21 protein-coding genes and 1 tRNA gene are annotated in these 25,150 nt (G+C 63.2%); 11 read left to right on the forward strand and 11 right to left on the reverse strand.

Annotation, left to right across the window (positions count from 1 at the left end; translation table 11 throughout):
• Positions 1–8 precede the first annotated feature (8 nt).
• Both NKH22_RS04470 and NKH22_RS04475 read right to left on the reverse strand, forming a co-directional pair.
• The gene (locus NKH22_RS04470; RefSeq protein ID WP_352909023.1) at positions 9–368 is read right to left on the reverse strand and encodes a hypothetical protein; all 360 of its coding nucleotides are present in this window, start codon (positions 366–368) and stop codon (positions 9–11) included.
• Positions 369–472: 104 nt separating this feature from the next.
• Entirely contained in the window at positions 473–1,405 is a 933-nt protein-coding gene (locus tag NKH22_RS04475) for a methyltransferase domain-containing protein (protein ID WP_023682041.1), read from the reverse strand.
• Positions 1,406–1,510: 105 nt separating this feature from the next.
• On the opposite strand from NKH22_RS04475, the gene NKH22_RS04480 reads away from it, so the two are divergent.
• Together NKH22_RS04480 and NKH22_RS04485 are read left to right on the forward strand one after the other, a co-directional pair.
• Positions 1,511–2,521 (forward strand): ligase-associated DNA damage response exonuclease, encoded by a 1,011-nt coding sequence (locus NKH22_RS04480; protein ID WP_352909195.1) that lies wholly within the window; start codon positions 1,511–1,513, stop codon positions 2,519–2,521.
• Between the two features lie 223 nt (positions 2,522–2,744).
• The gene (locus tag NKH22_RS04485; protein WP_352461745.1) at positions 2,745–4,343 is read left to right on the forward strand and encodes a cisplatin damage response ATP-dependent DNA ligase; all 1,599 of its coding nucleotides are present in this window, start codon (positions 2,745–2,747) and stop codon (positions 4,341–4,343) included.
• Between the two features lie 7 nt (positions 4,344–4,350).
• Here NKH22_RS04485 and NKH22_RS04490 read toward each other — a convergent pair whose 3' ends face one another.
• Positions 4,351–5,574: a hypothetical protein gene (locus NKH22_RS04490; protein ID WP_352461746.1), complete on the reverse strand. Its 1,224-nt coding sequence runs from the start codon at positions 5,572–5,574 to the stop codon at positions 4,351–4,353.
• A 57-nt stretch (positions 5,575–5,631) separates the two neighbouring features.
• The gene (locus NKH22_RS04495; RefSeq protein ID WP_155921595.1) at positions 5,632–5,853 is read right to left on the reverse strand and encodes a hypothetical protein; all 222 of its coding nucleotides are present in this window, start codon (positions 5,851–5,853) and stop codon (positions 5,632–5,634) included.
• 72 nt (positions 5,854–5,925) lie between these two features.
• Between NKH22_RS04495 and NKH22_RS04500 the strand changes: the two genes are divergently transcribed.
• The 6 genes from NKH22_RS04500 to NKH22_RS04525 all read left to right on the forward strand — a co-directional run bounded on the left by NKH22_RS04500 (position 5,926) and on the right by NKH22_RS04525 (position 11,810).
• A tRNA-Thr gene (locus NKH22_RS04500) sits at positions 5,926–6,001 on the forward strand.
• A gap of 491 nt (positions 6,002–6,492) precedes the next feature.
• Positions 6,493–6,681: a hypothetical protein gene (locus NKH22_RS04505; protein ID WP_023715289.1), complete on the forward strand. Its 189-nt coding sequence runs from the start codon at positions 6,493–6,495 to the stop codon at positions 6,679–6,681.
• Positions 6,681–7,862: an acyltransferase family protein gene (locus NKH22_RS04510; RefSeq protein ID WP_023669499.1), complete on the forward strand. Its 1,182-nt coding sequence runs from the start codon at positions 6,681–6,683 to the stop codon at positions 7,860–7,862. Before NKH22_RS04505 ends, NKH22_RS04510 begins: the two co-directional genes overlap by 1 nt.
• On the forward strand, positions 7,859–8,971 hold the full coding sequence (locus tag NKH22_RS04515) for a glycosyltransferase family 2 protein (RefSeq protein WP_023669498.1): 1,113 nt from the start codon (positions 7,859–7,861) through the stop codon (positions 8,969–8,971). The genes NKH22_RS04510 and NKH22_RS04515 overlap by 4 nt, the downstream gene beginning before the upstream one ends.
• Positions 8,968–10,014, forward strand: coding sequence for a glycosyltransferase family 2 protein (locus NKH22_RS04520; protein WP_023682048.1), 1,047 nt, complete (start codon positions 8,968–8,970; stop codon positions 10,012–10,014). Before NKH22_RS04515 ends, NKH22_RS04520 begins: the two co-directional genes overlap by 4 nt.
• The gene (locus NKH22_RS04525; protein WP_027049321.1) at positions 10,014–11,810 is read left to right on the forward strand and encodes an ABC transporter ATP-binding protein; all 1,797 of its coding nucleotides are present in this window, start codon (positions 10,014–10,016) and stop codon (positions 11,808–11,810) included. The genes NKH22_RS04520 and NKH22_RS04525 overlap by 1 nt, the downstream gene beginning before the upstream one ends.
• Before the next feature lie 123 nt (positions 11,811–11,933).
• On the opposite strand, the gene NKH22_RS04530 is transcribed toward NKH22_RS04525, so the two are convergent.
• From NKH22_RS04530 to NKH22_RS04550, 5 genes are read right to left on the reverse strand one after another with little or no spacing between them, the layout of a single operon-like run.
• The gene (locus tag NKH22_RS04530; protein ID WP_352909026.1) at positions 11,934–12,764 is read right to left on the reverse strand and encodes a dipeptide ABC transporter ATP-binding protein; all 831 of its coding nucleotides are present in this window, start codon (positions 12,762–12,764) and stop codon (positions 11,934–11,936) included.
• Entirely contained in the window at positions 12,764–13,609 is an 846-nt protein-coding gene (locus tag NKH22_RS04535; RefSeq protein WP_352909027.1) for an ABC transporter ATP-binding protein, read from the reverse strand. Before NKH22_RS04535 ends, NKH22_RS04530 begins: the two co-directional genes overlap by 1 nt.
• Positions 13,609–14,493: an ABC transporter permease subunit gene (locus tag NKH22_RS04540; protein ID WP_352805268.1), complete on the reverse strand. Its 885-nt coding sequence runs from the start codon at positions 14,491–14,493 to the stop codon at positions 13,609–13,611. The genes NKH22_RS04535 and NKH22_RS04540 overlap by 1 nt, the downstream gene beginning before the upstream one ends.
• A 26-nt stretch (positions 14,494–14,519) precedes the next feature.
• Positions 14,520–15,527: an ABC transporter permease subunit gene (locus NKH22_RS04545; RefSeq protein WP_023669492.1), complete on the reverse strand. Its 1,008-nt coding sequence runs from the start codon at positions 15,525–15,527 to the stop codon at positions 14,520–14,522.
• Positions 15,528–15,574: 47 nt separating this feature from the next.
• Positions 15,575–17,173 carry an ABC transporter substrate-binding protein gene (locus NKH22_RS04550; RefSeq protein ID WP_023669491.1) on the reverse strand — a complete coding sequence of 533 codons (1,599 nt, stop codon included), beginning with the start codon at positions 17,171–17,173 and terminating at the stop codon, positions 15,575–15,577.
• Positions 17,174–17,648: 475 nt separating this feature from the next.
• Between NKH22_RS04550 and NKH22_RS04555 the strand changes: the two genes are divergently transcribed.
• A complete protein-coding gene (locus NKH22_RS04555) occupies positions 17,649–19,640 on the forward strand; it encodes a long-chain fatty acid--CoA ligase (RefSeq protein WP_352909029.1) in 1,992 nt (663 codons plus the stop codon).
• Between the two features lie 80 nt (positions 19,641–19,720).
• Positions 19,721–20,407 carry a class I SAM-dependent methyltransferase gene (locus NKH22_RS04560; protein WP_352909197.1) on the forward strand — a complete coding sequence of 229 codons (687 nt, stop codon included), beginning with the start codon at positions 19,721–19,723 and terminating at the stop codon, positions 20,405–20,407.
• 347 nt (positions 20,408–20,754) lie between these two features.
• On the opposite strand, the gene NKH22_RS04565 is transcribed toward NKH22_RS04560, so the two are convergent.
• Complete coding sequence (locus NKH22_RS04565) at positions 20,755–21,486, reverse strand: HAD family hydrolase (RefSeq protein ID WP_023709202.1); 732 nt, start codon at positions 21,484–21,486, stop codon at positions 20,755–20,757.
• Entirely contained in the window at positions 21,483–23,126 is a 1,644-nt protein-coding gene (pgi, locus tag NKH22_RS04570) for a glucose-6-phosphate isomerase (protein ID WP_502908564.1), read from the reverse strand. The genes NKH22_RS04565 and pgi overlap by 4 nt, the downstream gene beginning before the upstream one ends.
• Positions 23,127–23,512: 386 nt before the next feature.
• On the opposite strand from pgi, the gene pdxR reads away from it, so the two are divergent.
• Entirely contained in the window at positions 23,513–25,006 is a 1,494-nt protein-coding gene (pdxR, locus tag NKH22_RS04575; RefSeq protein ID WP_023669484.1) for a MocR-like pyridoxine biosynthesis transcription factor PdxR, read from the forward strand.
• Positions 25,007–25,150 lie beyond the last annotated feature (144 nt).

Consider the following 25,150-nt stretch of genomic DNA (forward strand, 5'->3'; position numbering starts at 1 on the left):
GTTCAGGTTCAGCTCGGCAGGGTGAACTTCTTCTGTTTGTTGGGCTTGCCGCAGTCGCGGCGGACGATCGAGCGGTTCATGGCGTCGATCTTGCCACTTGCCAGATCAGTATCGCGCTTGCTTTTGGAGCGCATATCCGGCGTGAACGGGCCGAAGCCCATCGCCGGATTGGAGAAGCTCGGCTTGGCGTCCGTCGACAGATGGTATTGCTGCGCCAGTTCGTTGCGCTGCGCCAGCAACTGGTCGCAAGCCACGTTGTCATATTGCAGCGACGATTGCACGTCCTGGTCCTGCCGCTCCGACATCGAACTGCCCATGCAGCCGGTCATTGCCAGGCAAGACACCAAGACCATCATGTTCCAGCGCATGTGTTCCTCCTCAATGCCTGCCGAGGGCTTTTCTCGGCTTGTATCCTACCTGATGCCGCGCCAGCCGCAAAAATCCTATTCACGTTTTCGAACAAGACGAGACATCAACCCTTGGACGAGGGCACCGCCAGCGCGGCAAGCCCGCCGACCGGCTGGCGGCGATCCCAGCGGATGACGGTCGGCTGCATCGACAGCACCGACAGGCCGTTTGCGGCAAGCACCCGCTCGACATAGGCTTGAGAATGGGCGTAGCGACGAGACGGCTGCAGCGCAAAACCGGCGTCGCCGCCCGCCCCGCCCTTGGCTGGCGTTTCGACGGAAAAGGCAAACAGGCCATTGGTGGCCAGAATGCCGGCGACGGTCTTCACCACGCGATCGAGCGCGCCGACATAGATGAACACGTCGGCCGCCGCCACCAGATCGGCTTTCGGCCCGGCATAGGCGAAATGCTGCAGATCGGCCTTGGCGAGCAGGTCGTAGACGCCCTTGGCGCGGGCCTTTTTCAGCATGGCGGCGGAGATGTCGTAGCCCTCCAGCCGTTCGGCGACCGGCCGCAGTTTCTCGCCCATCAGACCGGTGCCGCAACCGAGATCGAGCGCCAGCGAAAAGCGGCCCGGTCTTGCCGCGCGAATGGCGCGATCGAGAAACTCCGGCAGCCGGTAGCCGAGCTTGTCGACCAGCGAGTCCTCGAAAGTCTCGGCATAGTGGTCGAACAGCGTCTCGACGAAGGCGCTGGGTGGCGCTGCGGCAGCCGGCGCCTTGCCGATCAGCTGCAGCTTCAGCGCAGCACCCAGGCGATCCGCCGGGTCCAGTTTCAGCACCGTCGCCCAGGCCTGCGTCGCCAGGTCGAGCAGCCCCGTTGCCTCCTGCATCTCGCCCAGGCGGAACCAGCCCGCCGCCCATTGCGGCGCCAGTTCCAGCGCGCCGAGCAGCAGCTCCGTCGCTGCCGCGTGCTCGCCCGACCCGAAAAGCATCTCGGCATAGTCGGCGCGACGGTCGGCGGTCAGGTCGCCGGACGAGATTTTCAGCGGTTGCATGGCGATGGCCCCGCCGGCTGATGCGGCCGGTGGCTGGCTGTAGGCCGAGTCAGCAGTCTCTTGCAACAGGCTTCCCGCGCTGGAATTAGCCACTATCTTGACTGGATGCGCGCCAGCGACCTGCTCCATCCCCGGCCTGAAGGCCTTTATTGCCCATGCGGCGATTTCTTCATCGACCCGGTGCGGCCAGTCAACCGGGCGTTGATCACGCATGGCCATTCCGACCATGCCCGATCCGGCCATCGTTCGGTGCTGGCGACGCAGCAGACGCTCGACATTATGGGGTTGCGTTATGGCGAGGATTTTGCCGGGACAACGCAAGCGGCCGTGCTTGGCGAAGCTATGGCGCTGAACGATGTCAGCGTCACCTTCCATCCGGCCGGCCATGTGCTGGGCTCGGCGCAGATCGCGGTCGAGCACAAGGGCAGGCGCATCGTCGCCTCCGGCGACTACAAGCGCCAGAAGGACGCGACCTGCGCACCGTTCGAACCGGTCCAATGCGACGTCTTCATCACCGAGGCGACCTTCGGTCTGCCGGTGTTTCACCATCCGCCCGACACGGAGGAGATCGCCCGGCTGCTCAAATCGGCGGCGCAGTTTCCCGAGCGATCGCATCTGGTCGGCGCCTATGCGCTGGGCAAGGCACAGCGGGTGATGCGGCTGCTGCGCGATGCCGGTTATGACAGGCCGATCTATATCCACGGCGCGCTGGCCAAGCTCAGCGAATATTACCAGAGCCAGGGCATCGACCTCGGCACGCTGGAGCCGGCAACCGTCGACAGCGGCGGCAAGCAGGATTTGACTGGGGTCATCGTTGTCGGCCCTCCATCGGCCTTCGCCGACCGCTGGGCGCGGCGCTTTCCCGACCCGATCTCGTGCTTCGCCTCGGGCTGGATGCGCATCCGCCAGCGCGCCAAGCAAGGCGGCGTCGAACTGCCGCTGATCATTTCCGACCACGCCGACTGGGACGAACTGACCGCCACCGTCAAGGAGACGGGCGCCGGCGAAATCTGGGTGACGCATGGCCGCGAGGAAGCGCTGGTGCGCTGGTGCGAGCTGGAAGGCATCGCCGCCAGGCCACTGCACCTTGTGGGCTATGAGGACGAGGGCGATTGATGGTGATCACCAGCGCCGCGACCCGTTGCGCCCCCCTCTGTCCTGCCGGACATCTCCCCGTCAAGGGGGCATATTGGCAGCTCCAATGCCGGCTCATCTCCGCCAATATCGGAGATTGGCCAAGGCCGGCGCGACATCCGATCTTCCTCCTTGAGGGGGAGATGGCCGGCAGGCCAGAGGGGGGTGCCTCGCGCCGGTTTTCACCATTGGCGTGGGGCGACGCATGAACCGTTTCGCCGAACTCCTCGACCGCTTGGTGCTGACGCCGTCGCGCAATGGCAAGCTGACGCTGCTCGTCGACTATTTCCGCAGCGTCGAGGACCCCGACCGCGGGCTGGCGCTGGCGGCGATCACCGGCGACCTCAACATTGCGGCGGTCAAGCCGGCGATGCTGCGCACGCTGGTCACCGAGCGCATGGATCCGGTGCTGTTCGGCTATTCCTACGACTATGTCGGCGACCTCGCTGAAACCGTGTCGCTGGTCTGGCCGCAAACGCCGGGACATATCCCCAACCGGGAGCCGACGCTTGGCGACGTCGTGGCGACGCTGCAGGCGGCGAGCCGCTCCGACGGACCCAAGGTGCTGGCCGGGCTGCTCGACAGCGCCGGCATTTCGGCGCGCTTTGCCATCATCAAGCTGGTCACCGGCGGCTTGCGCATCGGCGTTTCGGCGCGGCTGGCCAAACAGGCGCTGGCCGATTTCGGCAAGGTCGATGTCGCCGAGATCGAGGAGCTGTGGCACGGGCTGACGCCGCCCTATATCTCGCTGTTCGCGTGGCTGGAAGGCAAGGCCGAGAAGCCGAAGCGGACCGCACTTGCCCTGTTCAGTCCGGTGATGCTGTCGAACCCGGTCGGCGACGGCGACCTCGAAAAGCTCGATCCGGCCGCCTATGCCGCGGAATGGAAATGGGACGGCATCCGCGTTCAGGCGGTGTGCGAGGGCGGCGTGCGCCGGCTCTATTCGCGCACCGGCGACGATGTGTCCGGCGCATTTCCCGATCTCGCCCAGGCAATGGATTTTTCCGCCGCGCTCGATGGTGAATTGCTGGTCGGCGAGCCCGCGGCGACCGGCACGTTTTCGGACCTGCAACAGCGGCTCAATCGCAAGAGCGTGGCCCCGAAGATACAGCAGCAATACCCGGCGTTCATGCGCTGCTACGATGCGCTGCAGATCAACGGCGAAGATTTGCGCGCGCTACCTTTCCGCGAGCGGCGGGCCCGTCTTGAGGCCTTCATCACAACGCTGGACCCGCACCGTTTCGATCTGTCGCCATTCGTCGAATTCCCGGATTGGCAAACGCTGGAGGAACTGCGCCGCGCGCCGCCGCACCCGATCATCGAAGGCGTGATGCTGAAGCGCTGGGATTCGCCCTATCTCGCGGGACGGCCGAAAGGCCCGTGGTTCAAGTGGAAGCGCGATCCGCACACGGTCGATGCTGTGCTGATGTATGCGCAGCGCGGCCATGGCAAGCGGTCAAGCTTTTATTCCGACTATACGTTCGGCGTCTGGTCGGGGCCGGAAGGCGCAGAGGAACTGGTGCCGGTCGGCAAGGCCTATTTCGGCTTCACCGACGAGGAGCTGAAGCAGATCGACAAATTTGTCCGCGACAACACGGTAGAGCGTTTCGGCCCGGTGCGCTCGGTGCGCGCCGACCGCAGCCAAGGCCTGGTGCTGGAGGTGGCGTTCGAAGGTCTCAACCGTTCGACCCGCCACAAATCCGGCGTTGCGATGCGATTTCCCCGCATCTCACGGCTGCGCTGGGACAAGCCGACCGCCGAAGCCGACCGCATCGAGACGCTGCAGGCGCTGCTTGATCGCTAGGCGGCGCTTACGGTTCGATCGAAACGCGGATCTCGTAGATGTCGACCGCCTTGCCCTGCTTGTCGAAGTCGGAGTTGATGGCGATGCTGCCGGCCGCGCCCGGGGGCTTGTCGGGGAATTTCACGTCGAACAGATATTCGTTACGCTGCTGGCCGACCGCATAGCGCTTGCGGCCGCAGTCGCCGAGATCGCCGAAATTGCAGTCGACGGAGATCTGCGTGTCCTTGCCGTCCTCGGCGCGGGCGACGATGTCGAACACGGCATGTTTGCCGGCAAGCTTCTCCAGCACGCCCTGCCCGACATCGAAGCTGATGGCCGAGCCGGAAGCACCGGAGCGGATGCGCAGGAAGGAGCCGGTGTCATCCTGCACGACATCGGCCTTGGCGTCGGACGGGGTCGCCACATGCGTTGGATCGGTGGGTGTAAACACGTTGATCCACTCGCGCGTCTGTTCGGCGACACCAGGCTGCTGCGGCGCGCCAGGCTGCTGCGGCTCAGTTGTATCGGCAGGCGGCGTGAAGTCGTCATCGTCGACGGTCGGCGGCGCTTCGGGCGGCGCCGTGTCGAGTTGCGCCGGCGTCTTGAAGACCCCGGTCTGCACGGCGAAATAGAGGCCGATGCCGGCGGCGGCGAGCAACGTCACGCCAAAGAAGATCGCCGTCAGCGGCAGGCGGCGGCCCCTTATCCGCCTTTCATCACGGTCAGGCGCCACTTCCGCCGCGGCCTCGGCCGGCGCGGAATCGGCCATATCGATCGCCGGGGCGCCGGGCAGCGTGGCGTCAGGCATGATGTCGGGGACGACCGGCAGCACGCGCGAACGCGGCGCGTCGGATGCCTCGGGCTGAACCGGTTCATCAACGACGATCGCCGGCGACGGTCCGGCCGCGACACCTGTCGGGGCATCGACCGCGGGCGCCTCGGCGGCGCCCTGTACGGCGTCTTGCGGCTGCGCAACGCGTTGCGTCAGCGCGGTATCTTGTGTCTGCGCAGCGCTCTGCGTCTGCGCGGCGACATCGGGGACCGCGGGCAGGAATTCGGATTCGATCTCGGCGATCTTTTCCTGCACCGCCTTACGGCGCTTGATGGCGGCTTCCACCGTCACGCCGGGATTGGCCTGGAGCACGCGGTCGAGCGCCGCGAAAGCCGACCGATAGACCCGCTCGCGAAATGCCCGGTCCTCGGCGTTGCCTTTCTCGAAGGCGTTGCGGATCGCTTTTTCGATCGCGTCCAAGCGAATTCCCCTGTCCGTTCGCTTACATTGCCATGATCGTTAGCCGCAGGCGACCAATCAATCAACGGGCGAGCGCCCGCATTCTGCCTTACAGGCCTGTTCAACGCCCATTTCGATGCCTTTTAGCAATAAAATCAGTCCGTTTGCCGCCTTGCCGGGCGATTTGCGCGCAGTCCGGCGCGACGTCTCCGCGTAATCGAAAAAGCAAACGAGGCGATGGCTTATTCCGCGCCAATGGAAAATGACGGGACGAATTGCCGGATCCAGCCTTGAAATCACGGTTGCCCATCTTGAATTAGCGGCCGGTTGAGTCTATCACCCAGCCGATCCTGGAGGCTTCGCGCTTCCTGGGCCGCTTTAGCTCAGTTGGTAGAGCACATCATTCGTAATGATGGGGTCAGGTGTTCGAGTCACCTAAGCGGCACCAGTTCTCCATCCGACGCAAGCGTGACGGCAGGTGCAAGGCTAATGCACGTCACTCCCTACGCCAACACCGGCACTTCCTGTCTGCCTCGTCGACATGCGCCATATGGCCGCCGCCACAGGATTGCGTCGTCAGACGCTTGACCATCGACTATGCTGCATCGCGCAAGATCGACAGCCTAGAGAACCCGACAATACAAGCATAATTTATAAGATACAAAACCACTATCTTAGAATAATCTTCGTCAATTTTGACCTATATCAGACACTCCGGATTATAGTTGTGTAATTAAACCGTGCCTTTCTGACATGGTACTACTGCTCATGCAGCATTGCGGACGTGAAAAACCCTCAGCGACGCAACGCACTCGCAAATCATACCCATTTTTAGCACTAACTCACACAAATATTACAGCTCGATAGATATTTTGTGTTGCACTGCACCATTGCCCGGTTGCACCATTTCTTGGGGGATTTGGTACTGGGAAGTGCGCCGTGGAAAATTCCGCCAAGTTGATCAGCTTGAATTTTTCGCTGGCCAGCACCGATTTCGAGGCTGTCCCGCGCACAAGGCGCGGGTTTGATGTTGTCGGCGCACTCTCGACGCTGGCAGGCCTCGACCTGAGGCCCGGAATGCAGGGCCGCTGGCTTCATCGGAGATTTCAGACCGGCGGAAATGGCTGATGGCGGTCGCGCGTGACAATCAGTTGGACGCTCTGCGCGCCATCGCTGTCACGATGGTTCTCTATTCCCATTTCCTTGCACCCAACGGGTCCTCCTTTTGGGGCCACATCGGGGTGCGGCTTTTTTTTGTGCTGAGCGGCTTCCTGATCACACGACTGCTGCTCGAAGCGCGCGCCGCGGCCGAATTCAAAGCCGGCCCTGCATTGAGTTCCTTCTACATCAGGCGCGCGCTGCGCATATTCCCGCCCTATTTCGCCGTGCTTGGGTTCGTCTGGCTGACCGATCTGGAGCAGTCCAGTGGATCGCTCGTCTGGCATGCGCTTTACCTGTCGAATTTTTGGTACGCGCTGCGCAACGAATGGACGCCCTGGCTACTCTGCCATTTCTGGAGCCTGAGCATCGAGGAGCAGTTCTATATCGCCTGGCCGCTGGTCGTGCTTCTCGCACCCCGCCGGCGGGTGGAAGCGATCACTATCGGCGTCATCCTGTTGTCGCTGGCCTATCGCTTCTACTGGCCGATCACCGCCACCCCGGCGCTAGCGCGCGACCTGCTGCCGCCAGCATCGATGGACGCGCTGGCGTTTGGTGCTTTGCTTGCCTGCCGGCGGACCAGAGGCGCCGGCCTGCCGCAATGGATGCGGCTAGGCTGGCCAGCCCTTGCGGCTGTCTTCCTGGCGATTGAGTGGCTTATCCCTGCGCCGGCCGATCCTATGCTGGAATGGGCCCGCTGGGCGTTGCTGCAGATCCTGCCCCTGGTGCCGCTGGTGGCCGTTGTCGCCGCCTGTTCAGCCGGCCTTGGCGGCGTCCTCGGCAGGGTTTTCGAACTGCCACCGCTGCTGTCACTGGGCCGCATCAGCTACGGCGTCTATCTTTACCATCCGATCCTTCTGTCGCTCGCCGTCAAGTCACAGCCCTGGATCCCGCTCAATGTCTCGGAGCAGGGGCCAGGGCGTTTCCTGGTCGCGAGCGCCGCCACGATCGCCGTCGCTTCGATCTCGTGGACGGCTTTCGAAAAGCCGCTCAACGGCCTCAAGCGCCGCTTCCCCTATGTAGCGCGCCGCCGCTCCCAGGCACGCTCTGGCGATGCCGGCTGGCTCGGCAGGGCGGCGGACGCCTATCCCGGCGGATCCCCCGATGGCCGCGCCGCACTCGAACTCCGGCGAACGGATGCGCAGAGATGACCACCGCGCCGCTCGTCTCCGTCCTGCTGCCGGTCTACAATGCCGGGCCTTATCTCACCGCTGCGCTGGAGAGCATTCTGCGGCAAGACTACGATCGCCTGGAGGTCATCGCTATCGATGACGGATCGACTGACAACTCGCTCGAGATTCTCGAACGATACCGCCGGGCAGACAATCGCGTTTCTGTCATCTCGCGTGAGAACCGCGGCCTCGTCGCCACCCTCAATGAAGGGCTACGACTGGCCCAGGGCGAGCTTGTTGCGCGAATGGATGCGGACGATGTCGCCTATCCCCGGCGCCTCTCGCGCCAGGTCGCACTGTTCGAGCGGCGGCCCGATCTCGGCTTCTGCGGCGCCTGCGTTGATACCTTGCTTCACGGCCGTATCGCCAAAGGCAGGCTAGACCCGGTGTTCCGGCTCGGCCGGCTCGACATATTGTCGATGTTCTTTACGATATTCTTACATCCGACGGTGATCTACAACAGGAATGTCATTGGGAACAACGATCTCTATTACGATCCCAAATATAGACATGCCGAGGATTTTGATCTCTTCAGACGGCTTGCCGGCCGTTTCCCGGCGACCATATTGCCCGATAGCCTGCTCGTCTATCGCATCCATGCGGGAAGCGTAACCATGCGGCATGCCAAGGAAATGCGCAGGACGCATTTGCGGATCGTGGCCGAAAATCTCGAGCGTGAGGGGCTTGCGGAAACCACAGCGGATCTGCGCGACATCGGCGAGGCCGTCTCTTTCGACACGGTTTCGCGCGCAGCCGATTTCATCCGTGCGCTCGAAGAGCGGATTTCCGAGCTGCCGACCGACACACGGCCAAGCTTCGAGGCAGGCGCGCTGAACCTGTTCTATTTCCTCTACCAACTCGTCGGCGACGAAGGAGAACCGCCGCTGACCCACGAATTGCTCACGCGGACGGCGAGATGGAATTTCATCCGGCGCCGCGAACAATATGCGCTGCGTCCCGGCGTCTGGGCGCCTTGGCTCAGCCTGCTCTCGATAAGGGCCGGAAAGCGGGCGGACGCGGTGGCCTACTTCTTCAAAACCACGCCGGCCGAAGCGGTGCTTGCGCGTTATCAGCGGGGACTGGTATGACCGACAGGCCCCACCCGCTCCTGCGCGATCACCAGTTTGCGAGTGCGCCGGTCCCGACATCTCCCCGATCGGAGCGGCCGTCGCTCGAGGTCAGTTTCATCGTCTGCACGCGCGACCGCGCCGCTGTGCTGGAGGCTTGCATAGCCTCGATCCAGGCCGCATGCCGGGTGCACGCCACCTTCGCGGCAGAGTTGGTGGTGGTCGATAATGGTTCACGGGACGGCACGTCAAAGCGGCTGGCCGCTATCGCCGAAACTTCCGACATCCCAGTCACAGCCGTCTCGGAGACTCGCCCCGGACTAGCCGCTGCCCGCAATGCCGGATTGGCGCGAGCGCGAGGCCGCGTGCTGGTCTTCGTCGACGACGACTGCAAGCTCGACCGCGACTATCTCCGCGACCTGGAGCGGCACTACCGGAGTGGCGAGAAGTGGCTGATCCGCGGCGGCCGGGTCGAACTCGGTGATGCCCGGGACCTGCCCTTCACCATAAAGCTCTGCGAGGCAAGCGAGCGGCTGACCCCGGCGGTCCACCCCGGCGGCTTCGTGCTCGGCTGCAACATGACCATGCACCGCGACGTCGCGGCCCGCATCGGGTCGTTCGACGAACGCTTCGGCGCTGGCGGCCCGCTACGCTCGGCTGAAGATACTGATTATCTCGTGCGGGCGATGCTGCTCGGCATGCCGGTCGAGTATGTGCCCGACATGACGGTCTTGCATCATCACGGCCGGCGAGACCGCAAATCGATCGACAGGCTGCACCGCGACTATAGCCTCGGTAATGGTGCGCTGTGCCTGAAACATGTCCGCCACGCCCCTTGGCTGCTTCGCCATGTCTATTGGTCCGCGCGGGCCGCGTTCAGGGAACTGGCGGGCCGTCCTCGCTTTGACCGCGACCTCGATCTGTCGCACTGGCCTATTGTCGTAATGAATCTGGCAGGTGCCGCCAGATTTGCGCTGCTCGTCATGATGGGATGGCCAAAACGGCTGCCGCTGCGCCACGACCGAGAAGCCAGCGAAGCCAATGCGGAGGCCAGAGCGCGATAATGTCACTGATTCCGTCAGCCCTGCCAATGCTGCGCCGCGCGCTTGGTGGCAGGCTGTTGCGGCTCGTTCCCGTCGTGGTGGGGCTCGGGCTTGCGGGCGCCGCGCTGGAAGGCCTCGGCATCGGTCTCATCATTCCGCTGCTCGGCATCATTATGGGACGTGGCGAAACATCAGGCATGGCCGGTTTCTCCGCCCTCCTCCAGCAGGTTGGAGCGGACCTCGGCGAGCGCCAGCGGCTGATCGCCATTTCGGCCGCGATCCTCGGTTCGATCGTACTGAAAAATGTCTTTGCCTTCGCCAACACTCTGCTGACCAGCTACATCTACGGCAAGGCAGGTTATTCGATCCGTAGCGCACTGTCGGAGCAGTTGCTCAGGGTCGGCTACCCCTTTTTCCTGCAGCAAAGCCCCGGGCGGCTGCTCAACATCATCTCCAACGAATCCTGGCGAGCATCCGACGCTATCCAGGCCCTGCTCGGCGCGATCGTCAGTGCCTCGGCCGCCGTCATCCTGCTCGCCTTCCTCCTGCTCCTCTCTTGGCAGATGACGCTGCTGGTGACTCTAGGGCTGGCGCTTGTCCAGCTGGCGCACGGGGTTTTGTCGTCCAATCTGAAGGCGCCGAGCCGCAGCGTCGTCTCGCGCAACAGCGCACTGGCGTCGCAGATGCTGCATCTGGTGCATGCCGGGCGCCTGATTCGCATCTTCGGGCAGGAGAACCGTGAAAAGGCGGTCTTCGCCAAAGCGTCCGACGGGGTGCGGCGGGCGGCTTTCGTGCTTTCAATCCGCCAGGGCGTCTTGCCGCCACTGACCGAGGTATTGCACGCGATGCTGTTCCTGGCGGTGGTGATCGGAGCCTGGCTGGCGAATGTAAGCTTCCCGCTGACCGTCGCCTTCCTCATCCTGCTCTACCGACTGCAGCCGCATATGCGGGCCTTGCAGATGTCCTGGAGTCAGTTGCAAGGCATGAGCGGCTCGCTGGAGGAGGTACAATGGCTGCTCGATCCTTCCGACAAGCCCGAGGCGCCGCAGGGCAGCCTGCCGTTCGACGGCTTGCGCCAAGGGATCAGCTTCGATGATGTGAGCTTCGCCTATTCCGGTCCCCTGTCAGGCCCCGACGCGCGCGAGGCGGTGCTGCATAAGGCGGTGTTCGACATCCGCAGCGGCCGCTCGACGGCGCTGATCGGCCGCTCGGGCGCCGGCAAGACGACGATCGTCAATCTCCTGTGCCGCTTCGTCAAACCCGACAGCGGCAGGATCCTCGTCGATGGGGCACCGCTCGATGAAGTGGACCCAAGCCAATGGCGGCGGAACATTGCCTTGGCCAGTCAGGAGCTGGAACTGGTCGATGGCACCATTTTTGAAAACATTATCTACGGCTACGACACGGCGTCGGCCAGCGACGCCATGCGCGCCGCAAGGCTGGCCGAGGCACATCAATTCATCGAGCACCTGCCGCAGGGCTACGCGACACTGGTCGGATACCGGGGCATCAACCTGTCAGCCGGACAAAGGCAAAGGATCGCCCTGGCGCGGGCGCTGGTGCGCGATCCCGATATTCTCATCCTCGACGAAGCCACCAGTGCGGTGGATGGGTTGTCAGAAGCCGCTATTGTCGAGACGCTGAAATCGCGGGCCGGCCGCCGCACCACCATTGTCATCAGTCATCATTACAGCACCATATCGTTCTGCGACGACGTGGTGATCTTGAGCCGCGGTCGGGTGAAAAAACAGGCCCCCTTCGCAACCCTGGCAATGCTCAGCATGGACGAGCTTTACCAGCACGGAGCGGGTGAGTGATGGGGCGCACCCCAACCTGCGACGCGGCTTGCGCCCGGCAGCTCGCAGATCGCGATCAATCCTGCCGGCAAACCACCGCCGCGACGCATTTCCGATTGTTCAAAAACAATTCTCGGTGAGAGGTCAGGCGGCCTTCTTCTTCGCCAGCCGCGCCTTGATCGAGGCGACGTCGGCGCGCGGCGTCGCGGCGAACAGCGTCCTGGTGTAGTTGTGCTTGGGGTCGGCGAAGACCTCCTCGCGCGAGCCGTATTCGACGGCTTCGCCGAAATACATCACCATCACATCGTCGGCGATGTAGCGCACGACCGACAGATCGTGGCTGATGAAGACATAGGTCAGCTGGAATTCGTCCTGCAGGTCGGCGAGCAGGTTGAGCACCTGCGCCTGCACCGAAAGATCGAGCGCGGAGACCGGTTCGTCAAGCACCAGCAGGCTCGGGTTCAGCATCAGCGCGCGGGCAATGGCGATGCGCTGGCGCTGGCCGCCCGAGAACATGTGAGGATAGCGATTGTAGTGCTCGGTACCGAGGCCGACTTTCTTCAGCATCCTCATGGCGAGGTCGCGCCGCTCTTCGGCCGGCTTGTCGGTGTTGATGAGCAGCGGCTCGCCCAGCACATCTCCGATCTTTTGGCGCGGATTGAGCGATCCGTAAGGGTTCTGGAAGACGATCTGCACCTTGCGGCGCATCTCCCTGGTCAGGCCGTTCCTTGCGATGTCGACCTTGTTGCCGTCGATGAACAGCTCGCCCGACGTTGCCGGATCGATCAGCGTGATGATGCGCGCCAGCGTTGACTTGCCGCAGCCCGATTCACCGACGATGGCCAGCGTCTTGCCCTTGTCGACGCTGAACGAGACGCCCTTGACCGCATGCACGGTGCGCGCGCCGCGAAACAGGCCGCCGCCGACGTGATAGTCGCGCAGGATGTCCTTGCCTTCGACGACCTTGATGCCCATCAGACGCTCCCGGCAGCCGGTTCGAACAGCATGTCCGAGACGGTCGGCAGCCGGTCGCCGACGGCATTTTCCGGCAGTGCCGACAAAAGCGCGCGGGTGTAATTGCTCTTCGGCGATTCAAACAGCGACAGCACGTCGGCCTCTTCCATCTTGCGCCCCTTGTACTGGACGATGACGCGGTCGGCGGTCTCGGCCACGACGCCCATATTGTGGGTAATCATGATCAGGCCCATGCCGTATTTGACCTGCAGCGAGACCAGCAGGTCGAGGATCTGCTTCTGGATGGTGACGTCGAGCGCGGTCGTCGGCTCGTCGGCGATCAGAAGCTTCGGATTGCAGGCGATGGCGATGGCGATCATCACGCGCTGGCACTGGCCGCCTGACATCTGGTGCGGAAACGAGTTCAGCCGTTCGCCCGGCTCGGCAATGCCGACCTGCGTCAGCAATTCGATGGCGCGCTCGCGACGCTGGGCCTTGTCCATGCCCATATGGAAGCGCAGCACCTCCTCGATCTGGAAGCCGACGGTGAAGCACGGATTGAGACTGGCCATCGGCTCCTGGAAGATCATCGACATGTCCTTGCCGACGATCTTGCGCCGGTCGGCCGGGCTCATCTTCAGGAGATCGCGGCCGTTGAAGCTCATCTCGTCGGCAGTGACCGTCGCCGTCCACGGCAACAGCCCCATCACAGCCAACATCGACACCGACTTGCCGGAGCCGGATTCGCCGACGATGGCCAGCACTTCACGTTCGTTCACATGGAGCGAGACGCCATCGACCGCGCGGAACGGGCCGGATGCGGTCTGGAACTCGACGACGAGATTGCGGATGTCGAGCAGCGCCATTACGACCTCCTCAGCTTCGGATCGAGCGCATCGCGCAGACCGTCGCCGATCAGGTTGATGGCAAGCACGGTGATGAGGATGGCCAGACCGGGGAAGGTCACCACCCACCAGGCGCGCAGGATGAATTCACGCGCCGAGGCGAGCATGGTTCCCCATTCCGGTGTCGGCGGCTGGGCGCCAAGGCCGAGAAAGCCGAGAGCGGCCGCCTCCAGGATGGCGTTGGAGAAGGACAGCGTGCCCTGGACGATCAGCGGCGCCAGGCAGTTGGGCAGGATGGTGCGCAGCATAAGCCTTATATGGCCGGCGCCGGCGACCTTGGCGGCGACCACATATTCGCGGCTCTTTTCGGCCATGACGGCAGCGCGCACCAGACGGGCAAAGTGGGGTTGCAGGACAAGCGCGATGGCCAGCATGGCGTTGAACAGGCCGGGGCCGAGGATGGTGACCAGAACCAGCGCCAAGAGCAGCGACGGGAAGGACAGGATCAGATCCATGACCCGCATGATCGCCACGTCGACCCAGCCCCGGAAATAGCCGGCCAAAAGGCCGAGCGTGATGCCGCCGACAAGCGCCAGCGTGACCACGACGGCGCCGATGAGCAGCGAGAAACGCGCGCCATAGAGCAGGCGCGAGAGCATGTCGCGGCCGACCGCGTCGGTGCCAAGCAGATATTCCATGCTGCCGCCTGCCTGCCAGGCCGGCGGACGCAAGAAAGCGGTCTTGTCCTGGATGTCGGGCGCATAGGGCGCGAGCAGCGGTGCAAAGAGCGCGGCCAGCACCAAAACGATGAAGACGAACAGGCCGATGACGGCGCCGCGGTTTCCCGAGAAATAGTGCCAGAAAGTCCTGAAGCCGGTCAGTCGGTCAGGGTTGCCGGCGGCCATCGGGGCGATTTCGGTCGACTGGCTCATCACGCCGCCCTGATGCGCGGGTTGATGACGGCATAAAGCACGTCGACGATCAGGTTCACCGCCATGACGATAAGGGCGATCAGCAGCAAGCCTGACTGCACGACGACATAGTCGCGCTTGGATATGGATTCGACCATCCACTTGCCGATGCCCGGCCAGGCGAAGATGGTTTCTGTGAGAATGGCGCCGGCGAGCAGGGTACTGACCTGCAGGCCGATGGTGGTGACCACCGGGATCAGCGCATTGCGCAGCGCATGCACGCCGATGACGCGGGACGACGACAGGCCCTTGGCGCGGGCGGTCCGCACATAGTCTTCGCCCAGCACTTCGAGCATGGCCGAGCGCGTCTGGCGCGCGATCACCGCCAGCGGGATGGTGCCGAGCACAATTGTCGGCAGCACCAGGTGACTCAATGCCGAGCGGAAAGCATCCCACTTGCCGTAGAGCAGGCTGTCGAGGGTCAAGAAGCCGGTGATCGGCTTGATAAAGAACTGAAGGCCGATGCGGCCTGAAACCGGGGTCCAGCCGAGATAGCCGGAGAAAAAGATGATCAGCAGCAGGCCCCACCAGAAGATCGGCATGGAATAGCCGACGAGGGCGGTGCCCATAAGCCCCTGGTCGAACCAGGAGCCGCGTTTGACCGCAGCAATGATGCCGGCCGGTATGGCCAGCACCATGGCGAAGATCATGGCGAAGACGGAGAGCTCGATGGTTGCCGGGAACAGCGTCATGAAATCTTCGATGACCGGCCGCTTGGACGAAATCGACACGCCGAAATTACCGGTCGCGGCATCGCGGACATAATGCGCGTATTGCTGCCAGATCGGCAAATTGTAGCCGAACTGTTCCTTCAGTTCCGCGTAACGCTCGGGCGACACGCCATGCTCGCCGGCCATGGCAAGAATGGGATCGCCGGGCAGCAGCCTGACGAAAGCGAAGGCGCAGATGGTGATGCCGATCAGCGTCGGCAGCACCAAGACGATTTTGTTTAGGAGATATCGGAGCATCTTGAAAAGCGGGCGGCGCCTGATTGCGCGCCGCCCGCCTAACAGTTCTATTCGGCCTTGTCGACGCCGTCGAAGCGATGAATGCCGAGCGGGTCCATCATGAAGCCGCTGACATTCTTGCGCACGACTGCGTAAACCTGGCTGTGTGCCATGAGGAAGGCCGGAGCCTGCTTCTGGAAGACAACCTGCGCCTCTTCATAGAGCTTGGTGCGTTCGGCCTGGTCGCTGGTCTTCTTGGCCTTTTGGATCAGATCCTCGAAGTCCTTGTCGCACCAGCTGGAGTAGTTCGACACGCCGATGGCCGAGCAGGCGAACAGCGTGGCGAAGAAATTGTCCGGATCGCCATTGTCACCGGTCCAGCCGATCTGGAAGGCGCCCGGGCGTTCCTTCTTCTTGCCTTCTTCGCGGTACTTCGTCCACTCGTAGCTGACGATCTCCGCCTTGACGCCGACCTTGGCCCAGTCAGCCTGGATCAGTTCCGCGGCGCGCTGGAAGTTCGGGTTGTAGGGACGGACGCGGTCGGAGGCCCAAAGCTGGATCTCCTTCAATCCGGCATCGGCCAGCACCTTCTTGGCTGCTTCCGGATCATAGGCGTCGGACTTCACGTCCTTGTTCCACGACCACATGGTCGGCGGGATCAGGTTTACGGCCGGCGTGGCGCCGGCGTCCTGGAACAGCGACTTGATGAGCGATTCCCGATCGATCGCCTGGTTGAGCGCATGGCGCACTTCAGGCTTGTCGAGCGGCGGGATGGTGGTGTTGTAGCTCATATAGCCGATGTTGAGGCCAGCCTGATCCATCAGGGTCACGTCGGCGTTGGCCTTGATCGTGCCGATGTCGGCAGGATTCGGATAGGGCGCGATATCGCATTCGCCGGCGAGCACCTTCTGGATGCGGGCGGTGGCGTCAGGCGTGATCGCGAAGACGAGATCGTCGATCTTTTCCTTGCCCTTGAAGTAGTCCGGGTTGGCCGCATAGCGGATGACCGAATCCAGCTGGTAGTCGACGAACTGGAACGGACCTGTACCGACCGGCTTGGTCGAGAAGTCGGCCATCTTGCCGTCCTTTTCCAGCTGGTCGGCATATTCCTTCGACACGATCGAGGCGAAGTCCATGCCGAGATTGGCCAGCATCGGCGCGTTCGGCTCGGTCAGCGTCAGCTTCACGGTCAGGTCATCGACCTTTTCCCACTTGGCGACGTATTTCGGCATGTCCATGCCGGTGTAGTAGTCCCAGGTCAGGTTCGGCAGGTACTTCTCGCCGTTCCAGGGGTTTTCCTTGTTGAACTGGCGATCGAACGAAAAGACGACGTCGTCGGCATTGAAATCACGCGTCGGCTTGAAGAAATCCGTCGTCTGGAACTTCACGCCCGGATGCAGGTGGAAAGTATAGACCAGGCCGTCGTCCGAAATCTCCCATTTGTCGGCGAGACCGGGCACAACTTCGGTGCCGCCATGCTTGAACTCGACCAGGCGCGAATAGACGGTGCGCGACGAGGCGTCGAAGTCGTTGCCGCCCGTCGTGGTACCCGGGTCGAAGTTGGCCGGCGAGGCCTCCGAGCAATAGACCAGCGTCTTGGCATTGGCCACACCGCCGAGGACGCTTGCAGCCAGCAACGCGGCTGCAAAAGTCAGTTTCTTTTTCATTGAGCACTCCCTGATGTTCTTCCAAGCCCCTCTATAGGCTCGCGAAGCGCGCATATAAGCACCGTTTTTCCGGCTTTGGAACACCCTGTTTGCCTACCCCACCGTAAGCAGAAAATATTTCTCGGTCTTTGACGAACTGCAGAAACAAATAGCAAAATCTGCTAATCACGGGATTGTTAACGACCGCATTTTTTCATTGATCGCAGCAATCGTAAGCCAAAAATCCACAAGCCTGGGTTTCGCCACCGAGATGACAGGACGGCATTGCCGAGCCGGCGTCGCGGGAAGGATTTCGGCGGCAAATCTTTGCCGTCCTGCCGCTGGGGCAAGACTTGCACGGCCGCCGATAGTCGCAATAGATAGATGACACGCTGGATTTTCCGGGAATCCGCGACATCGCTGCAGCGGAGGACGCCTCACCACATCGAGGCGGCGTAGCAGGAGCAGGCAACAGAACGACCGAGGGAGGCTAGAGGTGGCGAAAGCAACAAAGACAACGGCCCCGGCGAAAGCAAAAGCGGCGAAAGCTTCAAAACCGGCCGCCGCTGCCGCCAAGTCGAAAGCGCCACCGGCCAAAGCCACTCCCGCTGTCAAGCCAACGGCAACCTCGACGCCGGCGAAGGCAAGCGCCAAGCCGGCAGCGAAACCTGTGGTCAAGCGCGCGGCGAAGACAGCACCCGCTGCAAAGCCCGCCCAGCCGCCAGCCGCCAAGACAGCCGCGGCGAAGCCCGCCTCGAAGCCGTCGCCGGGCGCGGCCAAAAAACTGCCGAATACGCTGACGGCGCTTGCCGCGGGCTTGCCGGAAAAGCCATGGCTAAAAAGCTATTCGAAAGTCGTGCCGGCGGAGATCGGCGCCCTGCCCTACAGTTCGATCGGCGACTTCCTCGTCGGCGCCTGTAAGCAGTTTTCCGGCCAGCCGGCATACGTCTGCATGGGCAAGTCGATCTCCTATGCCGAACTCGAGCGGCAATCGGCCGCCTTCGGCGCTTATCTGCAATCGAAGGGCCTGCAGAAAGGCGCACGCGTGGCGCTGATGATGCCGAATGTGCTGCAATATCCGGTGGCGATGATGGCCGTGCTTCGCGCCGGCTATGTCGTGGTGAACATCAATCCGCTCTACACGCCGCGCGAGCTCGAACATCAGCTCAAGGATTCCGGCGCGCAGGCGATCGTCATTCTGGAGAATTTCGCCAGCACCCTGGACGCGGTGATTGCCAGGACGGCGGTCAAGCATGTGGTGGTCGCGGCGATGGGCGACATGCTCGGCGCCCTCAAGGGCACGATCGTCAACCTAGTCGTGCGCCGGGTGAAGAAGATGGTGCCGGCCTGGTCGCTGCCCGGCCATGTCAAGTTCAATGCGGCGGTGAAGGCCGGCGCCGGCATCGCCTTCAAACCGGCCAAGATGGAGGCCGGCGACGTCGCCTTCCTGCAATATACCGGCGGAACCACGGGGATTTCCAAAGGTGCTGTGCTGCTGCACTCCAATGTGCTGTCCAATGTCGCGCAGAACACGCTGTGGCTGCAGGACGCCTATGCGATCAAGCCGAAACCGGCGCATCTCAACTTCATCTGCGCGCTGCCGCTCTACCATATCTTCGCGCTGACGGTGAACGCGCTGATGGGCATGCAGCAGGGCGCCCAGAACGTGCTCGTTCCCAACCCGCGCGACATTCCCGGCTTCGTCAACGAGCTGCAGAAATACCCGATGCACATTTTCCCCGGCCTCAACACGCTGTTCAACGCGCTGCTCAACAACGAGGATTTCCGCAAGCTCGACTTCAAGCCGCTGATCATGACGCTGGGTGGTGGCATGGCGGTACAGAAGGGGGTTGCCGAGCGCTGGAAGGCGCTGACCGGCAATTCGATCACCGAGGGCTACGGGCTGTCGGAGACCTCGCCGGTGGCCACCGCCAACAAGTTCAGTGACAGCAATTTCACCGGCACGATCGGCCTGCCGCTGCCGTCGACCGAGATCGTCATCCGCGACGATGACGGCAACAACCTGCCGCTGGGCGAAGTCGGCGAGATCTGCATCCGCGGACCGCAAGTGATGGCCGGTTACTGGAACCGGCCGGACGAGACCGCCAAGGTGATGACCAAGGACGGGTTTTTCAAATCCGGTGACATGGGCTTCATGGACGAGCGCGGCTACACCAAGATCGTCGACCGAAAGAAGGACATGATCCTGGTCTCCGGCTTCAACGTCTATCCGAACGAACTCGAGGAAGTCGTCGCCCAGCATCCGGGCGTGCTCGAAGTGGCGGCGATCGGCGTGCCGGACGAGCATTCGGGCGAGGTGCCGAAGCTGTTCATCGTCAAGAAAGATCCGGCGCTGACCGCTGAGGCAATCACCGCCTATTGCCGCGAAAACCTGACCGGCTACAAGCGGCCGAAATACATCGAGTTCAGGACCGAACTGCCGAAGACTCCGGTGGGCAAGATTTTGCGCCGGGCGCTGCGGGAATAGATTTGAACGACGAGCCTAGTCGCGGCGAAAGTGTAGACGACAATCCGCGTCCCGACGCGGCGACGTTCATCAAGGCGAACATGCGCCTTGCGCCTGTTCCAGCACTTCCTGAAATCCAACTCTACACGGCTCATCCCGGCAGCGGCCTGAGGCGGCTTGTCGATCCGCACCAAGGCGCGGACGACGATGCGGTTGAGCCAGTCGACGACGCGCCTCAGCCACCGCCGCCCTACTGGGCCTATCCATGGGCCGGCGGGGCGGTGCTTGCGCGCTATATACTCGACCATCCGCAAAGCGTAGCCGGCCGACGCGTGCTCGATCTCGGCGCCGGCTCCGGCCTCGTCGGCATCGCCGCCGCCAAGGCCGGCGCCAGCGCGGTGATCGCGGCCGAGATCGATCGCAACGGCGTCGCCGCGATCGGCCTCAACGCGTTGGCCAACGGCGTCGAGATCACCATTGTCGACAAGGACATCACCACAGGCCCGCCGCCGGCCGTCGACCTCGTGCTTGCCGGCGACGTGTTCTACGGCCGCGAGGTTGCTCTGCGGGTGATCCCGTTCCTCGACCGCTGCCTGGCAGCCGGCATCGAAGTGCTGGTCGGCGACCCCCGCCGCAACGACTTGCCGTTGTCACGGCTGCGGTTGCTGGCCGAGTATCAAGTGCCGGATTTCGGCGACGCAAAGGGGGCTGCGACGAGGCCGAGCGGTGTGTTTTGGTTCGAGCCGGAAGATTTGCTAGCGCGACGCGGCAAAGCCCAGTCGCTCTGAATGGCCGGATTCTACTCATTGTGGACAAACCTCAAGGGGCAGAAAATAGATTCGATTAGCCGTTGATAGGAGAAGTCGAATGGCGTGGATTAAAGTTGTTCAACGTATCGGTTTCACAGTTTGCCCAAAGTGCGAAAATCGCGGCTTCGACCTTCAGCCGGGCGAAGACATCGATAACGCAAGCGCCAAGATCAGGTGCGGCAAATGCGGGTACGTTTGCTCTGCTGATGAGTGGCCCACTGTGTCCGAAAACAAACCAGAAGCTCCATAGTTTTCATGGGCTGCTTCGCCCAACTCGGCCATTGGCGGGAAATCTCGAGTCGAATTGAGTTTGCCCCAGGCCCCCTTCAGACCGTCTCCTTGACCCGCGCCGAGAGAAAGTCTGGCAAATCGGCGACCGAATCCAAAACGACATCGGCGATCGCCGACAGCGATTCACGCGTGCCGGTGCCGGAGAGCACGCCGACCGCCAGGCCGCAGCCGCCAGCACGCGCCATCTCCAGGTCGTGGCGGTTGTCGCCGACCATGGCGATCTCGGACGCCTTCAACCCGGTCAGGTCGCAAAAGGCGACGATCGTGTCCGGCGCCGGTTTCGGATTGGCGACCGCGTCATAGCCATAGGCGGCGGTGAACAGCTGGGCGACGCCGAGCGTGACCATGGTCTTTTCGGCACCGGCAGTCGAATCGTTGGTGGCGACGCCGAGCCGGTAGGATCGCTTGTGCAGAGCCGTCAGCGCCGCGACGATGCCGGGCAGGGCCACCGCCATCGATGAGCCTTGCACCGAGGTGATCTCGTTGAAGCGGGCGACGGCCAGCATCTGGTCCTCGTCGGACAGGCGCGGGAACCATAGTTCGACGACATCCATGTTGGTGCCCGAGGCGAAGATGGAATCCGGCTTGAAACGCTTGGCGACAAAATCGAAGCCCGCCGCCGAAAGCAGCCTGTCGGCTTTCCAGCGATCGCCCTCGGCGGCGTCCATGGCCATGAAATCGGCGATGCCGAGCCAGGTCGCGTTGAAATCGACAAGCGTGCCGTCCTTGTCGAACAAGATGCCCTTGATGTCGGCCGGATTTTTCATTGAGCCCCCCGCAGTTGCTGGATGCGCGCCACCAGCCCGACCGTCGATGCGTCGCGCTTGGCGGCGCTCTCCTTGCCTTCCACGACTGGCAACAGGCCGGTCGCCAGCTCCTTGCCGAGCTCGACGCCCCATTGGTCGAAGGAATTGATGTTGAACAGAGTGCCTTCGACGAAGACGCGGTGCTCGTAAAGCGCGATCAGCCGGCCGAAGGTGCGCGGGTCGAGCTTGCGGTAGAGGATCGTCACCGAGGGGCGGCTGCCGGAGAAGACGCGGTGCGGGGCTATTCTGTCGACATCGGCCGGCTTCATGCCCTTGGCCAGCATCTGCGCGCGCGCCTCGTCCAGCGTGCGGCCCTTCATCAACGCTTCCGATTGGGCCAGGCAATTGGCAAGCAGTAGATCGTGTTGGTGCTTGAGATCAGGCTCATGGCCGACGGCAGCGGCAAGGAACTCGACCGGGATGAAGTCGGTGCCCTGGTGCAGCAGCTGGAAGAAGGCGTGCTGGCCATTGGTGCCGGGCTCGCCCCAGACCAGCGGTCCGGTCGGCGTCGTCACCGGCGTGCCGTCGAGGGTGACGCCCTTGCCGTTCGATTCCATGTCGAGCTGCTGCAGATAGGCCGGCAGCCTGGAAAGGCGCTGGTCATAAGGGATGACCGCACGCGCCGGATAACCGCAGATCACGCGATGCCACCAGCCGACCAGCCCCAGCAGCGCCGGCAGGTTCTTCTGCAGGGGTGCGGTGCGGAAGTGCTCGTCCATCTCATGCGCGCCATCGAGGAAGGCGCGGAAGTTGCGCGGGCCGATGGCGATCATCACCGGCAGGCCGATGGCGCCCCACAGCGAATAGCGGCCGCCGACCCAGTCCCAGAAGCCGAACACGCGATCCGCTTCGATGCCGAACTTGGAAACCAGGTCGAGCGCGGTCGAGACGGCGGCGAAATGCTTGCCGACTGCTTCCTTGCCGAGCGCCTTCTGCACCCATTCGCGTGCCGTCTCGGCATTGGTCATCGTCTCAACCGTGGTGAAGGTCTTCGAGGCGATGATGAACAGGGTGGTTTCGGCAGACAGGCCCTTCAGCGTGTCGTGGATATGGGCGCCGTCGATGTTGGAGACGTAGTGCGCGCGCGGGCCGTCGTGATAGGGCGCCAGCGCCAGCGTCGCCATGGCCGGGCCGAGATCGGAGCCGCCAATGCCGATGTTGACGATGTCGGTGATTTTCTTGCCGGTGGCGCCGGCGGCCTTGCCGGAGCGAATGGCATCGGCGAAAGCGCCCATGGCGTCGAGCACGGACAGCACATCCGCCTTGACGTCCTGGCCATCGACCGTGACGCCCTTGCCCGAGAGGTTCCGTAGCGCCGTGTGCAGCACGGCGCGATCCTCGGTGATGTTGATCTTCTTGCCGGAAAACATTGCGGCCCGGCGACCTTCGAGATCGGCGGCGGCGGCGAGCTTCTCGAGCAGTTCCATCGTGCGCTGGTCGACCGCGCATTTCGACCAGTCGAGCAAAAGGTCGCCGTCGCTGGCCGAAAATGTCTCGAAGCGCTTGGGGTCCGCGGCAAACGCCTCGCGCATCGTGCCCGATGCCGCCGCGCGCGCAGCACGCAAGGCGACAAGCTGTTTGTCGAAGGAGGAATGATCCACTGCCGGCTCCTGATCGTTTTTCACGACATCTTATCAGACCGGATGTTTCCGGCGCGTGTCGTCGCGCTGATCTTATTGAGCCGAATTCCCCATGTTTCAATGCGTGGGGATGACGCAGTGCAGCATAGTGCGATGTGATGGAGCTACGACGCTGCGCGTCGCGCTGGATGATAGTGAGGCGCGACGACGCTTCGCATCGCGCGGGCGTCCGCGCTGCGGGATGACGCAAGCGTCACCCGGGGATGCGACGACGCTGCGCGTCGCGCATAGATCACTGGCATAAATCCCAGCGATCAGAAAAATTGATTGGCGCAACCCCTTGTGCCACGGTTACCTTCCGCTGGTCCAGCCAAGCAAAAAAGACTGGCCATCGAGGAACACCTTCCATGCCACAGCGTAACGACACGGCCATATGGTCCGGCCTGTTCCGGATTTCGGCGGAATCGGGCCAGACCCTGCAGGCGCAGATCCGTCAGGCGATCGTCGCCGCCATTCTCGACCGGCAGATCGCCGCTTCGATGCCGCTTCCGTCCTGCCGCATCCTGGCTGAAAAACTCGGCGTCGCACGCGGCACTGTGGTGCTGGCGTTCCAGCAATTGGTCGACCAAGGTTTCCTGGTGGCGCGCGAACGGCGCGGCCATTTCGTCAATCCGGATGTGCTGGCCACCCCCGCCAAGCCGCACCAGAAGGCGCCGGACCAGCAAAACGAGATCGACTGGAAGGCACGCCGGCAGATCGCTGCCAGCGACATGCCGCCGCCGGCCAAGCACGACAACTGGATCAAGTCGTCCTACCCCTTCGTCTACGGCCAGTTCGACCCGGCGCTGTTCCCGACAGCCGAATGGCGTGAGTGCAACCGCATGGCGCTGGCCGTGCTCGAAATCCGCAACTGGGCCTCCGACATGGTCGACCGCGACGATCCGCTCTTGATCGAGCAGATCCAGGCGCGGCTGTTGCCGCGGCGCGGCATCTTCGCCAATCCGGACGAGATCATCGTCACGCTCGGCGCCCAGAACGCGCTCTATATGCTGGCGACACTGCTGATGACAAAGGGCTCCAAGGTCGCGATGGAAGACCCGGGGTACCCCGACGCGCGCTCGATCTTCCGCCTGGCCGGCGCCGAGATCCAGCCGGTCCCGGTCGACCAGTCCGGCATCGTCACCTCGTCCATTCCCAACGATTCCGGCTTTGTCTTCGTCACCCCCAGCCACCACTGCCCGACCATGGTGCCGCTGTCGGCAGAGCGGCGGCAGGACCTTCTGGCGCGCGCCAACCGCCACAACCAGATCATCATCGAGGACGGCTATGACAGCCAGCTTCTCGACGAGGCGCCGCAGCAGGCGCTGAAGAGCCTCGATCGCTCGGGTCGCGTCGTCTATGTCGGCTCGATGTCGAAGACGCTGGCTCCGGGCCTGCGGCTTGGCTACATCGTCGCTTCGGCTGGACTAATCTCCGAGCTAAGGGCGCTGCGCCGCTTCATGCTCAGGCACCCGCCGGCCAACAACCAGCGCGCGGTCGCGTTGTTCCTGTCGCTCGGCCATCACGAGGCGCTGGTGCGGCGGCTGTCGTCGGCCTTCGACGAGCGGCGCAAGCGTCTGGTCCATGCGATTTCCGCATTCCTGCCGGAATGGCGCTCAACCGATTCGGCCGGCGGCACATCGCTCTGGCTGGAAGGCCCGCGCGGCACCGATTCACGTGGACTGGCCGAGGCCGCGGCCTCGCGCAGCGTCATCATCGAGCCGGGCGACCGCTTCTTCGATCGCACCGAAAAGCCGTCGCGTTTCATGCGCTTGGGCATTTCCTCGATCGCACTGCAGCACATCGAGCCGGGTATTCGCGAGCTCGCGACCGCGGCCGGACGCAGGCCCGCTGCAGCCTGATTTGCCTGTGCCGGAGCTTTGAACAGCCCCGGCCCTTGGCATGATCACCAACATTCTGCATTAGCTCTCTGGCATACTCGGCTGCGTTGACTGGCCCATAGGCTGGGCCAATGGCAACGGCATAGTCGGCTGACAGAGGGACGA

Origin of the sequence: Mesorhizobium sp. M1252 (assembly GCF_040318265.1) — a bacterium.
Classification (GTDB): domain Bacteria; phylum Pseudomonadota; class Alphaproteobacteria; order Rhizobiales; family Rhizobiaceae; genus Mesorhizobium.

Coding starts and splice junctions, on each gene's coding strand:
- NKH22_RS04470 (WP_352909023.1), bottom strand. CDS start 368: ATGCGCTGGAACATGATGGTCTTGGTGTCTTGCCTGGCAATGACCGGC.
- NKH22_RS04475 (WP_023682041.1), bottom strand. CDS start 1,405: ATGCAACCGCTGAAAATCTCGTCCGGCGACCTGACCGCCGACCGTCGC.
- NKH22_RS04480 (WP_352909195.1), top strand. CDS start 1,511: ATGCGCGCCAGCGACCTGCTCCATCCCCGGCCTGAAGGCCTTTATTGC.
- NKH22_RS04485 (WP_352461745.1), top strand. CDS start 2,745: ATGAACCGTTTCGCCGAACTCCTCGACCGCTTGGTGCTGACGCCGTCG.
- NKH22_RS04510 (WP_023669499.1), top strand. CDS start 6,681: ATGGCGGTCGCGCGTGACAATCAGTTGGACGCTCTGCGCGCCATCGCT.
- NKH22_RS04515 (WP_023669498.1), top strand. CDS start 7,859: ATGACCACCGCGCCGCTCGTCTCCGTCCTGCTGCCGGTCTACAATGCC.
- NKH22_RS04520 (WP_023682048.1), top strand. CDS start 8,968: ATGACCGACAGGCCCCACCCGCTCCTGCGCGATCACCAGTTTGCGAGT.
- NKH22_RS04525 (WP_027049321.1), top strand. CDS start 10,014: ATGTCACTGATTCCGTCAGCCCTGCCAATGCTGCGCCGCGCGCTTGGT.
- NKH22_RS04530 (WP_352909026.1), bottom strand. CDS start 12,764: ATGGGCATCAAGGTCGTCGAAGGCAAGGACATCCTGCGCGACTATCAC.
- NKH22_RS04535 (WP_352909027.1), bottom strand. CDS start 13,609: ATGGCGCTGCTCGACATCCGCAATCTCGTCGTCGAGTTCCAGACCGCA.
- NKH22_RS04540 (WP_352805268.1), bottom strand. CDS start 14,493: ATGGCCGCCGGCAACCCTGACCGACTGACCGGCTTCAGGACTTTCTGG.
- NKH22_RS04545 (WP_023669492.1), bottom strand. CDS start 15,527: ATGCTCCGATATCTCCTAAACAAAATCGTCTTGGTGCTGCCGACGCTG.
- NKH22_RS04550 (WP_023669491.1), bottom strand. CDS start 17,173: ATGAAAAAGAAACTGACTTTTGCAGCCGCGTTGCTGGCTGCAAGCGTC.
- NKH22_RS04560 (WP_352909197.1), top strand. CDS start 19,721: ATGCGCCTTGCGCCTGTTCCAGCACTTCCTGAAATCCAACTCTACACG.
- NKH22_RS04565 (WP_023709202.1), bottom strand. CDS start 21,486: ATGAAAAATCCGGCCGACATCAAGGGCATCTTGTTCGACAAGGACGGC.
- pdxR (WP_023669484.1), top strand. CDS start 23,513: ATGCCACAGCGTAACGACACGGCCATATGGTCCGGCCTGTTCCGGATT.